At 44.9% G+C, this 14,029-nt stretch carries 14 protein-coding genes and 2 tRNA genes; 2 read left to right on the top strand and 14 right to left on the bottom strand.

From position 1 onward, the window contains the following. Nucleotides 1-26: 26 nt before the first annotated feature. Nucleotides 27-239: a helix-turn-helix domain-containing protein gene (locus tag EDD70_RS10245; RefSeq protein ID WP_242943165.1), complete on the bottom strand. Its 213-nt coding sequence runs from the start codon at nt 237-239 to the stop codon at nt 27-29. Nucleotides 240-316: 77 nt separating this feature from the next. On the opposite strand from EDD70_RS10245, the gene EDD70_RS15225 reads away from it, so the two are divergent. Both EDD70_RS15225 and EDD70_RS10250 read left to right on the top strand, forming a co-directional pair. Further along, nucleotides 317-448 (top strand): hypothetical protein, encoded by a 132-nt coding sequence (locus tag EDD70_RS15225; RefSeq protein WP_278320600.1) that lies wholly within the window; start codon nt 317-319, stop codon nt 446-448. A 103-nt stretch (nt 449-551) separates the two neighbouring features. After that, nucleotides 552-914 carry a hypothetical protein gene (locus tag EDD70_RS10250; RefSeq protein WP_092754829.1) on the top strand — a complete coding sequence of 121 codons (363 nt, stop codon included), beginning with the start codon at nt 552-554 and terminating at the stop codon, nt 912-914. Between the two features lie 157 nt (nt 915-1,071). Here EDD70_RS10250 and EDD70_RS10255 read toward each other — a convergent pair. The 13 genes from EDD70_RS10255 to jag form a co-directional block, all read right to left on the bottom strand. Beyond that, nucleotides 1,072-1,146: transfer RNA gene (locus EDD70_RS10255), tRNA-Glu, on the bottom strand. Nucleotides 1,147-1,186: 40 nt separating this feature from the next. Continuing rightward, nucleotides 1,187-1,263 (bottom strand) — tRNA-Met (locus EDD70_RS10260). Nucleotides 1,264-1,443: 180 nt separating this feature from the next. Next, complete coding sequence (guaB, locus tag EDD70_RS10265) at nt 1,444-2,919, bottom strand: IMP dehydrogenase (RefSeq protein WP_092754832.1); 1,476 nt, start codon at nt 2,917-2,919, stop codon at nt 1,444-1,446. Between the two features lie 220 nt (nt 2,920-3,139). Further along, a complete protein-coding gene (locus EDD70_RS10270; RefSeq protein WP_092754835.1) occupies nt 3,140-3,658 on the bottom strand; it encodes a flavin reductase family protein in 519 nt (172 codons plus the stop codon). A gap of 12 nt (nt 3,659-3,670) precedes the next feature. Then, on the bottom strand, nt 3,671-4,405 hold the full coding sequence (locus EDD70_RS10275; RefSeq protein ID WP_092754838.1) for an acyl-[acyl-carrier-protein] thioesterase: 735 nt from the start codon (nt 4,403-4,405) through the stop codon (nt 3,671-3,673). Between the two features lie 38 nt (nt 4,406-4,443). Then, on the bottom strand, nt 4,444-5,715 hold the full coding sequence (gene serS, locus EDD70_RS10280) for a serine--tRNA ligase (protein ID WP_092754841.1): 1,272 nt from the start codon (nt 5,713-5,715) through the stop codon (nt 4,444-4,446). Nucleotides 5,716-5,802: 87 nt separating this feature from the next. Then, on the bottom strand, nt 5,803-6,672 hold the full coding sequence (locus EDD70_RS10285; RefSeq protein ID WP_092754844.1) for a ParB/RepB/Spo0J family partition protein: 870 nt from the start codon (nt 6,670-6,672) through the stop codon (nt 5,803-5,805). A gap of 15 nt (nt 6,673-6,687) precedes the next feature. After that, complete coding sequence (locus EDD70_RS10290; RefSeq protein ID WP_092754847.1) at nt 6,688-7,452, bottom strand: ParA family protein; 765 nt, start codon at nt 7,450-7,452, stop codon at nt 6,688-6,690. Between the two features lie 248 nt (nt 7,453-7,700). Continuing rightward, on the bottom strand, nt 7,701-8,552 hold the full coding sequence (locus EDD70_RS10295) for a ParB/RepB/Spo0J family partition protein (protein ID WP_242943147.1): 852 nt from the start codon (nt 8,550-8,552) through the stop codon (nt 7,701-7,703). Between the two features lie 199 nt (nt 8,553-8,751). Further along, entirely contained in the window at nt 8,752-9,465 is a 714-nt protein-coding gene (gene rsmG / locus EDD70_RS10300) for a 16S rRNA (guanine(527)-N(7))-methyltransferase RsmG (RefSeq protein WP_205408611.1), read from the bottom strand. Beyond that, nucleotides 9,446-11,347: a tRNA uridine-5-carboxymethylaminomethyl(34) synthesis enzyme MnmG gene (gene mnmG, locus EDD70_RS10305; RefSeq protein ID WP_092754850.1), complete on the bottom strand. Its 1,902-nt coding sequence runs from the start codon at nt 11,345-11,347 to the stop codon at nt 9,446-9,448. Before mnmG ends, rsmG begins: the two co-directional genes overlap by 20 nt. 83 nt (nt 11,348-11,430) lie before the next feature. Beyond that, entirely contained in the window at nt 11,431-12,804 is a 1,374-nt protein-coding gene (gene mnmE / locus EDD70_RS10310; protein WP_092754853.1) for a tRNA uridine-5-carboxymethylaminomethyl(34) synthesis GTPase MnmE, read from the bottom strand. Between the two features lie 186 nt (nt 12,805-12,990). Further along, nucleotides 12,991-13,998 (bottom strand): RNA-binding cell elongation regulator Jag/EloR, encoded by a 1,008-nt coding sequence (gene jag, locus EDD70_RS10315; protein WP_092754856.1) that lies wholly within the window; start codon nt 13,996-13,998, stop codon nt 12,991-12,993. Nucleotides 13,999-14,029 lie beyond the last annotated feature (31 nt).

A 14,029-nucleotide genomic window follows, 5' to 3' on the forward strand; every position in this document is an offset into this window, starting at 1 on the left:
CTCGCGGTTGAAAACTGCGAGGCTTTTTATTTGCGCGGATACGGCTTTCTTTCGTCCGTAAACTCTGTCAAATAATCAATGCTTGTATCAAATATTTTAGCAAACTCTTTTAGCATTGATATGTTGGGCTCTATAATCCCCAACTCCATTTTACTGATGTTGCTTTGGTCTATCCCTGTCAACATCTGCATTTTTACTTGTGTATACCCTTTTTCTTTTCTTAATTCTGCCAATCGCATCACGGCATCACCTCATAGTTATATTATGCAATAATTGCCTATTTGCAATAGGTAATTATTACCTAGGAGGGTTTGCTATGCCAAACTATGAAAAAATGTACTTCGTTTTGTTCCGCAAAGTAAGTGAACAATTGCAGCTTGTACAACAGGTAACCGAAGAAATCTACATTGGTACAGAGGGTGAACAAGAAAAAGAGGGCGGTTCATGAACCGTCCTCTTGGTCTTTCATTGATTTGATTCTGATTGCTTTTTTGCTTGCTTCCGACAAATAGTCTGTGCTATAATAATTTTACAAAGGGCGGTGTAACGTTATGACGGATAAAGAAATTCTGCAAGCCATGCAAACCATGCTTCATCCAATCGGAGAACGCCTTGATAAAATGGATAGGCGGTTCGACAGTATAGATAGTCGTCTCGATGGCATGGATAATCGGTTCGATAGTATAGATAGTCGTCTTGATGGCATGGATAATCGGTTCGATAGTATAGATAGTCGTCTTGATGGTGCAGATAAACAATTCAAGAGCATGAACAGTCGGTTTGATTCTATGCAAAGTGATATTGATGTGATAAAGGGCGACGTCAAGGATATTAAAACACAAGTAAACGTTTTGTATGACTGGGTTGACGGTATCGACATCAAAGTAAAAAAAATCGACGACCGCACCGCATAACAACACCTTAATAGTAAAGCATTGCAGTACATAACAGCAGAGTAAGGTTTTAAAACCTTGCCCTGCTTTTCTTTTTATAAAATTGTGTACAATTCAAGCAAGCATCCATATTTTAAAGCACAAAAAAAGACAACCGCTTTTATAACGATTGTCTTTTTGGTGACCCGTACGGGAATCGAACCCGTGATACCGCCGTGAAAGGGCGGTGTCTTAACCGCTTGACCAACGGGCCGCACTATTATATAAAACTCCTGTAGGAGTATTTACCGATATGGTAGCGGCAATAGGATTTGAACCTACGACACTTCGGGTATGAACCGAATGCTCTAGCCAACTGAGCTATGCCGCCATATATTCCACCTTTTGTTTTATCAGGCGAAATTAATTATACTATATGCTTCCGACATTGTCAATGCTTTTTTACGCTTTTTTCAACAAAATTATGGTTCCCCGCCGCTTTTTTCATATTATCGACGGGGAACTTCATCATTTTATACTATTTGTATTATACGGTATAATTTATACTCAACTATGGGTTGATTGAGTAATTTGGTGCCTCTTTGGTGATATAGATATCATGCGGGTGGCTTTCTTTCAAGCCTGCTCCGGTAATGCGTACAAACTGTGCTTTGGTGTGCATATCTCCAATTGTGGGGCAACCACAGTAACCCATACCGGATTTGATTCCGCCAAGCAGCTGGAATACAGAATCGGCAACAGAGCCTTTATACGGCACACGGCCTTCTACGCCCTCGGGCACCAGTTTTTTGTTATCTTCTTGGAAGTAACGGTCTTTGCTGCCGCATGCCATCGCACCCAAACTGCCCATTCCGCGGTAAACTTTAAACTGTCTTCCCTGGTAAATTTCGCTTTCGCCCGGTGCTTCCTCACAACCTGCCAGCAACGAGCCGAGCATAACCACAGAAGCTCCTGCAGCCAAAGCCTTTACAATATCGCCCGAATATTTGATACCGCCGTCTGCAATAACGGGGATATTATATTTCTGTGCGACACAGGCAGCATCATATATGGCTGTAATTTGGGGCACGCCAATACCTGCTACAACACGGGTGGTACAAATAGAGCCGGGGCCGATACCCACTTTGATTGCGTCGGCACCTGCTTTAATGAGGTCTTCCGCAGCCTCGGCAGTTGCAATGTTGCCCGCAATGAGTGCCACCTCGGGGAATGCCTCTTTCACTTTGTGGACGCAATCCAAAATACCATGGCTGTGCCCATGTGCCGAATCAAGCACCAGCACGTCTACCTGTGCATCAATCAGCGCCTTTGCACGGTCGAGTACATCACTGGTAACACCAATGGCGGCACCGCACAGCAGCCTGCCGTTTTTATCACGCGCCGAGTTGGGGTAACGCACTGCCTTTTCAATATCTTTAATAGTGATAAGGCCTTTGAGTCTCCCCTCACCGTCCACAATGGGAAGTTTTTCAATTTTATGTTTGCGTAAAATCTCCTGCGCACCTTTCAAATCGGTACCTACCGGTGCAGTGATGAGATTTTCTTTAGTCATCACTTCTTTTATTTTGAGATTGTAGTCACTCAAAAAGCGCAGGTCGCGGTTGGTCAAAATACCCACCAGTTTATTGCCTTCATCCACAATAGGCACACCACTGATGCGGTATTTGCTCATCAGTTCATCCGCATCAAAAACAAAATGCTCCGGTGATAAATAAAACGGGTTGACAATAACGCCGTTCTCCGAGCGTTTTACCTTGTCCACTTCATCTGCCTGTTTTTCAATGGACATGTTTTTATGGATGATACCAATGCCGCCCTCACGCGCAATCGCAATTGCCATCAACGATTCGGTGACGGTATCCATCGCTGCTGTCATCAGCGGAGAATTAAGGTAGATATCTCTCGCCAACCTAGTTGAAACATTGATGTCTTTGGGCAAAACGTCTGATTTTGCCGGAATCAACAAAACATCATCAAAGGTTAACCCCTCTTTGACAAATTTTTCTCCATAGTTTGTATTCAGCATCGGCTCTTCCTCCTAAATTATTATTTTTTCCGTAACAGATTGATAGACGATATTTTATCTATTCTATCACTTATTACCCTGCTAAGCAAGCAAATTCCGCGAGAGAATTTGCGAACTTTTCCACATAGTTTTGTTGGTATTGTGGAAAAGTATGATATGTTGACGTTTTAAATGAATATAAAAAAACAGGACAGAATTATTCTGCCCTGTTGATGCAATTTTAGTGTTTGGCAGGGTTTACATAGGTAGGAGCGTACTTGCTGGATTGCAGCTTTTTCACCTCACGGTAGTAGGCATATGTCATCGGCTTCCCATCACAGACGTTGTTGGAATCCACAACATCACAAATAAAAATGACGTGTGTATCCATATCCACTTCTTTTACCACTTTGCAGCTGAACTGCGAAACTACCCCTTCATCGATGTACATATCGCCATGCACATCTTGATGGCATTTGGTATCGGCAAATTTATCAATCTCTCTGCCTGTGCGGTAGCCAAACTTACCCAAAAGCGGGCTGGCAGCCTGCTCGTCCACCACATTAACCGCAATGGTTCCGCCTGCTTTAATAAAATCGTAGGTTTGGTTCTGTTTGGATACGCTGACCGCTACGCGCACCGGCTCTGCAGTGATTTGAAACACCGTATTTACCAGGCAGCCCGCGTGTTTTTCACCGTCATGTGCTGTAATTAAATAGATACCATAGCTGAGTTTAAATAGCGCTGTTATGTCTAACATAATCCATTCTCCTTAAGCAAATTTTATCAAGCACTCAAAACAGCTGTCTCCTGCAGGGCGGTCTGCGCCGATATAATAAGTGTTTTTATCCACGTTTGCTCGGTAAATAGCAAGTTCATCATCTAGCCTCACTTCACCCACAAAACTGATGAGATACTGTGTAAGATTGTTGTTTTTGTGCAGCTCCAGCGGCAGATAATCGCATACAATATCGGAATAAACCGCGTTGTTCATGTGCATGTTGCAGTCGATGTCGCTGTACCGCACCGTGCGCGTGCCAACCGGGTGGGCATCTTGCGGGCGTTTGATTCTAGCTTTGACCAATTGATAGTCCGATTGAAACGGTTCCAGCGGTATGGTATACGGCAGCTCACTCGGCCTGCGTATTTTGTGCTGGATTGGGTCGGTAAGCACCCATGCAGTTTGCGCATAGATGATTTCATCGCCTGCCGCATCGTAAAAATACACATCACGCATGCTCTGCACACCCTTTGGAGCACGCGGTTTTGTAACAACTTTGAGTGTTTCCAATGCATTTGGCCGGCGTTTTACCTGCAAACCTACTTTTGTAAGCAAATATACAAAGCCCTCATCCCACAATTTTTTATGATTTAGGCCAAGCTCTTCCAGATGCTCTCCGCTTAACTCCTGTATATGCCGCATGATGTTGCTCAGCTTAATCTGGTTGCGAATATCGCATTCAGGATAGGGAATCTTGATTGTTTTTTGGAACTCATAGGGTTGCATCTGCTTTTTCACCGTCCATTTATTATACTTAAAGTATATTATTTAATCATATCTACGCCCATATAGGGTCTGAGCGCCTCGGGAACGGTAACGCTGCCGTCCTCATTCTGATAATTTTCGAGAATTGCTGCTACGGTTCTGCCAATAGCAAGCCCCGAGCCGTTTAAAGTATGCACAAGCTGTGCCTTGTCTTTTGGGCTGTCTTTAAATTTGATGTTTGCACGGCGCGCTTGGTAATCTTCAAAGTTCGAGCAGCTGGAGATTTCAAGGTATCTGCCATAAGAAGGCATCCATACCTCAATGTCGTAGGTTTTTGCACTGGAAAAGCCCAAGTCACCGGTGCATAAAGTAACCACTCTGTAAGGCAGCCCCAGCATTTGCAGTTTGGTTTCTGCATCATTGGTCAGGCTTTCCAACTCTTTATAACTATCTTCCGGGCGGCTGAATTTAACAAGCTCCACCTTATTAAACTGGTGTTGACGAATCAGCCCGCGTGTATCTCTGCCCGCAGAACCCGCCTCTGCACGGAAGCATGCGGAATATGCACAATGTTTGATGGGTAGTTTTGCTCCGTCCAGAATTTCGTCACGGTACAGGTTGGTAACAGGTACCTCTGCTGTGGGAATCAGGTAGTAGTCCAAGCCTTCCAGTTTAAACATATCTTCTGCAAACTTAGGCAGTTGCCCAGTACCTGTCATAGATGCGGTGTTTGCCATAAACGGCGGCAAAACCTCTACATAACCGTTTTTTGTGTGGTTGTCGAGATAAAAGTTGATAACTGCTCTCTCTAAACGAGCACCCAACCCTTTGTAGAAGTGAAAGCGCTTGCCGGTAACCTTGGCAGCACGCTCCGGATCGAGAATATCCAAATTAGAGCCGATATCCCAATGCGCTTTGGGCTCGTATGGGAACTCGCGCGGTGTGCCCCAATGGCGCATATCTTTGTTTTCGCTGTCGTCTGTACCTGTTGGCACCGATTCATGCGGGATATTAGGAATAGATAGCAAAAGTTCACGCTGTTTTTCTTCTAAAACAGAAATTTCGGCATCACAATCACTGATTTTTTGTGATAAAATTTTCATTTCTGCCATCAGCGCAGTCGTGTCTTTCCCCTCTTTTTTAAACATCGGTATCTGTTTTGATGCTTTGTTTTGTTCTGATTTCATATTGTCAGCCCTGGTGCTGATTTCACGGCGTTTTTCGTCAATCTCTAAAATTTCGTCTACAACGCTGTCTAAATCTTTTCCGCGGCGTTTTACCCCTGCTTTTACCTCATCGGGGTTGGTTCTAATTCTTTTAATGTCTAACATTTGCGTGCACTTCCTTTTAAGTTTGTTTCTTTTTAATATAGAAATGAAAAGAATTTGCTTTTTATTTTATTCATCTTTTTTTGTTGGCTACCAGCTTAGCTTTTCACCTGTAAGCTTTTCCATAATATCTGAAAGATCCTGCTTGCTGAAAAACTCTATTTCGAGTTTCCCTTTATCTTTTTTTTGTTTAATTTTAACTTTTCTTCCAATCTCCTGGGTTGCAGCAAGTTCCAGTTCCTCGTAAAATGTGTCACGAATCAAAGGTTTTGCTTTTTGTTCGGAGGCTTGTTTGCTCAATTTTTGCGCATTTACAAGTCTTTCTACATCTCGAACGGTAAGATGCTGTTTTACAATGCGTTCTGCCATCTCTACAATTTCTTTTTTGCTCTCTAACGCAAGCATTGCACGTGCGTGCCCTACCGATAATTCATCACGGCGCACCATTTCAATCACTTTTTGCGGCAAATTCAGCAAACGCAGCGCATTTGCAATCACTGGGCGTGATTTTCCTACACTTTTTGCGATCTGCTCCTGCGTCATATTGTATTGGTCTGCCAACGCTTTATACCCTAACGATTCTTCAATCGCGTTTAAATCTTCACGCTGCAAGTTCTCAATAAGGGCTATCTCCATTGTCTCCATATCGTCCAGTTCGCGTATTACAACCGGTACCTCAGAGAGCCCCGCCATACGTGCCGCTCGCCAGCGCCGCTCGCCTGCAATCAGCTGATACGTGCCCGCAGGCATTGGGCGCACCAAAAGTGGCTGAATTACACCGTGTTCGCGGATAGAATCGGCTAAATCTGCCAGTGCAGCCTCATCAAAATCTCTGCGAGGCTGCCCCTTGTTTGGTTCAATTTCGGAGATGCGCAGCGTCAGCACATTGGTACTGGTGGTGTTATTATCTACAAATAAAGCGTCAAGCCCTTTGCCCAAACCGCCTTTTCTTCCTGCCAAGGCAGCTGCCTCCTTTTATTTATTTTTGTTTATTATTTCTTTTGCAAGCTCTTCGTATGCCTGAGAGCCTTTGGAGGTACGGTCAAAATACACCACAGGTTGTCCAAAACTCGGTGCTTCCGAAAGCCTTACGTTACGCGGAATCACGCTTTTGTACACCTTTTGGGGAAAATATTTTTTTACTTCCTCCACTACTTGTATAGTTAGATTGAGCCGTGCATCGTACATGGTAAGAAGTACACCTTCTATTTCAATTTGCGGGTTATAGAGGCGTTTCACGCTGCGCACAGTAGACATAAGCTGCGAAAGACCTTCCAACGCATAATATTCGCATTGAATCGGTACAATCAGCGTGTCGCATGCGGTTAATGCATTCAGCGTAATCAGTCCTAAAGAGGGTGGGCAGTCTATAAATATAAAATCATAGTTCGGTTTTATACTTATTAATGCATTTTTTAAACGGTTGGCACGGTTTTCCAAATCGACCAGCTCAATTTCTGCGGCTGCAAGGTCAATATTCGATGGCAGCACGTCTACATTTTGAAAAGCAGACTTGACAACAACATCTTGCACCTTAGCATCGCCGATGAGCAGTTCATAAGTCGATTTTTTTACCTCGCGCTTATTTACACCAAGCCCACTGGTGGTATTGCCTTGCGGGTCAATGTCAACCAAAAGCACTTTTTTGCCAAACAAGCCAATCCACGCCGCCACATTGACAGCCGAGGTTGTTTTGCCAACGCCGCCCTTTTGGTTTGCCATTGCTATAATCTTTCCCATTTTTATACCTCTTAACTCAATATTACTATCCTATACCTTTTGATTATAACACAATTACAAGATATTTCAACGTTTTCTGTGATACTAACCATATCTTAAATAAACAGCAAATGTTTCACGTGAAACATTTTATAGTAACCTGCTGCTCCCACCATTTTATATTGCATAAAAGGTGTAGTTTTATCTTATAAGAACGCCAAGAAGCCACCCTCTTCGGGTGGCTTCTTGGCAATCAGCTAGGGGAACATCTATATACTAACCTTAAAAAGGGTAGTGTTGTTTTCACGGCGATGCTGCTGTTGATAAACGGATGCCTTTGGTATTTTAACCGTATACTCAATATAATCGTTATGCTCGTTTTGGTCGACCTCTGCATTAATACCTGCTTGTTTCATTGTATTGACAGCGCGGTCAATTGTATTGAGAAAAATACGCAAATCTTTTACAATCAGTAGCCTTTTTGGCGGCGGAGGCTTGGTTTGAAGCATTTCATCAATTAATCGCTCGGTTTGTGCAACATTTAAGCTTTTACGCGTTATGGCTACAATTGCATCCATTTGACGTTCGTCGCTTTTTAGCCGCAGCAAGGCTCTTGCATGGCGCTCTGTCAACCCGTTATCGGTAATTTCTTTTTGGATTTCGGGCGCCAAACGCAGAATACGCAATTTATTTGCAAGGGTTGACTGCGCCATCCCCAGTTTCGCCGCTGCTTCCTCCTGTGTTATCTCCCACTGAAAAATCAACTCGTAAATCCCCCGCGCTTCATCAAAAAAGTTGAGGTCTTCACGCTGAAGGTTTTCAATCAGTGCAAACACGGCAGATTGCTTATCGTCTGCATTTATAACAATGGCTTTTACTTTATCCATGCCAAGCTGTTTACATGCTCTGAGCCTTCTCTCGCCCGAAATCAGTTCGTAACGTTCGTTGGGCAGTTTACGAACCGTAATTGGCTGTAAAAGGCCGTTGTTTCGGATGCTCTCGGCAAGCTTGTCCAATTCTGTACTGTCAAATACAGTGCGGGGCTGCGCTGGGTTGGGGGTGACGCGTTCAATAGGCAGCAGCATTACCTGCTCTCCTTTTCGATTTTTAGTAAAAATCAAGGCGCCACCTCCCTACTCAACTGCCACGGCATAAGCAAAGGCTTGTCCACTCTGTTAAACTGACGGAAGGTTCAGCAGAGCTCTGAAGCCTTTGTATGTCGTCTGTAGCTATAATATACCACAGGTTTACATAAATTACCAGTATTTTACATCGCAAAAAGCACCAATATTCGTCAAATATCGGTGCTTCTATTTTATGTTATAATGGCGATTTTGCAATTTTGGCAGGCTGACGAGGATATTTTGTTGGAGTTTGCGATATCTTTTCGATCATTACAATTGATCTTTTGCTTTCATCGGGCAGGATATATTTTTTTACATCGACAATTTTCCCACCGAGCTCTTTAATCGCTCTTTTCGCCTGATCCAATTCTTCATCAATGTCATATCCTTTTAAAGCCGCGAAAACTCCTCCCGTTTTTACAAAAGGCAAACAATATTCCGCAAGCTCACGCAAATTTGCTACTGCACGGGCAGTTGCAATATCAAAATGTTCGCGTAATTTTGCATTGCGTCCACCTTCTTCTGCACGTGCATGGATATTCACTGATTCAATACCCAATGCTTCACACAATGCATTTAAAAAATTGATACGCTTGTTCAAGCTGTCCAGCATGGTAAGGCGAATATCACCGCGAACTACTTTACAAGGCACCGACGGAAACCCTGCCCCTGTGCCCACATCAATCAGTGATGAGTTTTGCGGTATTTGTACTGCATTTAAAAGCAGCAAGCTGTCTAAAAAATGCTTCACAGCAATCTCGTTCGGCTCGGTAATGGCTGTAAGGTTGATTTTTTGATTCCATTCAACCAAAGTGTTTGCGTACAGCTCCAGCTTGTCGAGCTGTAAATCGTCTAAATCTATGCCAAAATCCGCTGAATATCTTTTTAGGCTATCCTTTGGTATGTTCATCTGTCTTTCTCCCTCCATGCTGTTCCAGATAAATGAGCAAAACCGATATGTCCGCAGGGCTTACGCCCGAGATGCGCGATGCCTGACCCACATTGATTGGCTGTACTTTTTCCAGCTTTTCGCGCGCCTCCAGCCGCAGGCCTGCAATTGTTTTGTAGTTGATGTCATGCGGCAGCGGTTTGCACTCCAATCGGCGCATCTCCTCTACCTGAGCCAACTGTTTTTTAATGTATCCTGCATATTTTATCTCAACTTCTGCTTGCTCCACCACATCTGCCCCCAATAAGGGGCGTTCTTTGTCAAACGGCGTGAGGTCGCTGTAGGTTATCTGGGGGCGGCGGATAAGGTCTGCAAGACGCACCCCGCTGATTACCTCCGCTGTTTCACGTGAAACAAGCATTTCATTCAGTTGTTGGCTTGGCGGGATGACGGTTGCCTCCAAGCGTTTAATTTCGTTATCCTTTTGCTCTTGTTTACGCAAAAAACGCTGATAGCGTTGTTCCGAAATCAACCCCACTTCGTGCCCAACCGGGGTAAGGCGAATGTCCGCATTATCCTGCCTTAAAATAAGGCGGTACTCTGAACGAGAGGTCATCATGCGGTACGGGTCGGAACATCCTTTGGTAACAAGGTCGTCCACCAATGTACCGATATAAGAACTGGCTCGGTCCAAAATCAGCGGAGGCTGCCCCCGCAACTTGCGAACCGCATTAATAGCTGCATACAAGCCTTGTGCCGCTGCCTCTTCGTAACCCGATGTACCGTTAAACTGGCCTGCACCATACAAGCCATTTATTTTTATAAACTCCAAAGTAGGGCGTAAATCCAACGGATTACAGCAATCGTATTCGATTGCATAGGCAGTACGCATTACTTTTAGGTTTTCAAACCCTTTTACGGTGCGGTAAAATGCAATTTGCACTTCCTCCGGCAAGCTGCTGCTCATCCCCTGCAAATACATTTCGTCGGTATCCATCCCCATGGGTTCAACAAATATTTGGTGGCGCGGCTTATCGGCAAAGCGCATGACTTTATCTTCAAGGCTGGGGCAGTAACGCGGGCCAATTCCTTCGATTTTACCGCTGTACATGGGCGAACGGTGAATATTTTCACGGATTGTCTGATGCGTGTTTTCGTTGGTATAAGCAATATGGCAAACTGTTTTATTGTGCAGAGGTTCTGTCGTTTCAAAAGAGAATGGGGTGATGGGGTCGTCCCCCTCTTGCACCTCAAGCTGAGCAAAATCGATGCTGCGGCGGTGAACACGGGCAGGCGTACCGGTTTTAAAACGGCGCAAATTTACACCTAATTTTTTTAAATTTTGAGATAATTTGTTTGCTGCATGGGTGCCGTCCGGCCCGCTTTCATACGAAACATCCCCTACATGTATTACACCCTTGAGGTAAGTACCTGTACACAATATGGCAGCGCGCACTTTATAGACTGCCTCCAGCGAGGTTACCACTTCGCAGATATTCCCGTTGCCGTCATCGCGGATATCTACAATTTCTGCCTGTTTGATATCGAGGTTTTCTTGTGCCTCCAATATTTTTTTCATCAGCCCGTGATACGCCTGACGGTCGATTTGGTTGCGCAGGCTATGCACCGCAGGGCCTTTGCCGCGGTTGAGCATACGGCTTTGAATCATTGTTTTATCCGCCGCTTTACCCATCTCTCCGCCCAGTGCGTCAATCTCACGCACAAGGTGCCCTTTTGCAGTACCGCCAATGGACGGATTGCAGGGCATGTTTGCAATCCCATCCAATGTAATTGTAAATAAAATTGTTTTCATGCCCAGCCGTGCCGATGCGAGGGCAGCTTCTACACCTGCATGCCCCGCACCAATCACTGCTATATCATAGCTGTCTGCAAAATATTCCAATTCTATCTCCCCCTGTATTCGAATACAGTTATTTATCAAAATAATGTACCTGTGCCAAAGTTTTACTATAAACAGATGCCAAACTACTTGCCGACACAAAAATTACTGAAAACCTCATTTACCACCGCTTCGCTGGCACGCTCTCCCGTCAGTTCCAGCAAAGCAGCAATTGCATCGTCGATGCAGACATTGACTGCATCAAAAGTAAAACAACTGTTGAGGGCATCCAACGCCTCATCAACCGATGTTTTCGCCCTTTGTGCACAGCAGCGTTGGCGCTCGTTTGCAATGATGGCGGAGCTTGAATCAAAATGGAAAAGCCCAAGCACATCCGTTATTGTTTTTGCAAGCACGTCCACTCCTTGCCCGCTTTGTGCAGACGTATATACCGTATGGCTGATATTTTGCTTGATAAAATCCGCATCGATTTTGCGCTCTAAATCGGACTTATTGATGATTGCAATCGCGGGACGGTTTTTCATCGATTCTATCAAGCGCATGTCTTCTTGAGATAGTTTTTCCGAACTATCAAAAACAGCGAGTATCAGCCCTGCCGTTTCAAGCTTTTTACGTGCAAGTTCTACGCCTACACTTTCAACCACGTCATCCGTTTCTCTAAGGCCTGCTGTATCGGCAAGGCGCAAAACGGCACCGCCTACGTTCACCGTATCTTCCACAATATCACGCGTAGTACCCGGAATATCGGTGACAATGCTGCGCTGAAAACCCGCAAGCAGGTTCATCAGCGTGGATTTGCCAACATTTGGCCGCCCTACGATGGCAGTTTCAACCCCTTCTTTGATAACCCTGCCCACATCAAACGTAGACAGCAGCTGCGCAAGCTGCATCTTCGCCGATTGCAATGATGTTAGAATTTCGGTATCCGTTATTTCGGGGATTTCTTCATCGGGATAATCTACCCAAGCGGATAGATGCGCAGCTATTTCGAGCAAACCTTTTGTGATGCCCGCAATTTTACGGAACAACACGCCGTCGCGTGTGGATAGTGCCGACCGAGCCGCCTGTTCCCCTTGTGCCGATATCAAATCCATTACGGCTTCGGCTTGTGTCAGGCTTAATTTACCGTTTAAAAATGCTCGTTTAGTAAATTCGCCTGCCTCGGCAAGCACTGCACCCGCGTTTAACACAGCACGAAGTACACGCTGCACCAAATACAAGCCACCATGGCACGAAAGTTCTACCACATCTTCGCCCGTATAGCTGCGCGGAGAAATAAACACCGTCGCAACCGCATCGTCGATATCCCCTTCTTGGTCAAATACACGCCCATACAGAGCAGTGTAGCCAGAAACCGTACAGATTTCTCGGCTGCTCACCGGAGCAAACACCTTTGATGCGATTTGCCGCGCTTGATTACCCGAAATGCGAATTACACCGATGCCGCCGACAGCAAGCGGTGTAGAAATGGCAGCAATGGTTGTAGCTTTCAACGACATAACTTTTCTCCTTATTACATATACTAGCAGTATTATTCGGTGCGTTTTATCCTGTTTTAAGGCAATATTGAGTATCTTTGCGGTTACATTTTCTCAATATCTCACCTTATCCTTAATTACACCAATGGTTTACCGTAGTCTAAAAAGGAGGTTTCAAACAAGTTTGTTTGAAACCTCCCAAGCTGTTTAATCAATATCAATTTTTGAGTAGAGCGGCTTGTCCTGCACTTCAGCCGGAGCAACGGTTTTGGTTGCCTGGGGTTTCGGTGCAGATGGCACACGAGGCGAACCCGAACGTACCAACGGCTCCACTTCGAATTGAGAATCGTCAATGCGCTTTTTTTCGGAGGGTGCAGTGTTGGTATTTTTACGGAACTCGTGCTGTTTTCCGCCACGATTGCCGCCTTTACCGCGATTGTAAGGGCGTTTTCCACCGTCTCTCGGCGGATATTTTTTACGAGGTGCAGTGGAGGATATAACAACACGTCTGTTTGGCTCTTCGCCGATGGACGACGAAGTGACACCCTCTATATTCTGTACCGTTGCGTGTATAATTCTTCTCTCATACGGGTTCATCGGCTCAAGTGTAAGGTTTCTGCCGGTTTTAACCACTTGTGCAGAAAGTTTTTTGGCGAGCTGCTCCAAAGTTTTTTCACGTTTTTCACGGTAATTACCGCTGTCGATGGTAATACGGAAGTAATCGCCCTCCAGGCGATTGGCTACCAACCCCGAAAGGTACTGCAAAGCATCCAGAGTTTCGCCTCTGCGCCCGATTAATACACCTAAACCGTCTCCGCTCAAGGTAAGCACAGCACCGTCTTGTGATGCAGTTGCTTCAATTTCAACTGCATTAAGCCCCATATCATGAAAAATTTCGTTAAGATATTTGATGGCACAATCCACTTTTTCACCGGTTGCAGGGGTTGCCGAAGCACTGGGTGCCTCGGTTCTTTTAGGCACACTCTTGGTTGCAGGTTTTGTAAAAACAGCCTTAGGCTCTGCTGGTTTTACCTCATCCGGTACCTCCATGGTAACCCGAACTTTTGCAGGAGTTACTTTTAAACCAAATAAACTGCGTTTCGGTCTTTCCAGTATTTCAAACTCCGAATTATCGCCGTTTGCACCAAGTTCTGCATAGGCACGTTCCAATGCTTCTTCTACCGTTTTTCCAACACAAATTGCTTCTCTGTTCAAAACAGCACCTCCAATTGTTTGTGTTCTTTCG

Source organism: Hydrogenoanaerobacterium saccharovorans (assembly GCF_003814745.1).
Taxonomy (GTDB): Bacteria; Bacillota; Clostridia; order Oscillospirales; family Ruminococcaceae; genus Hydrogenoanaerobacterium; species Hydrogenoanaerobacterium saccharovorans.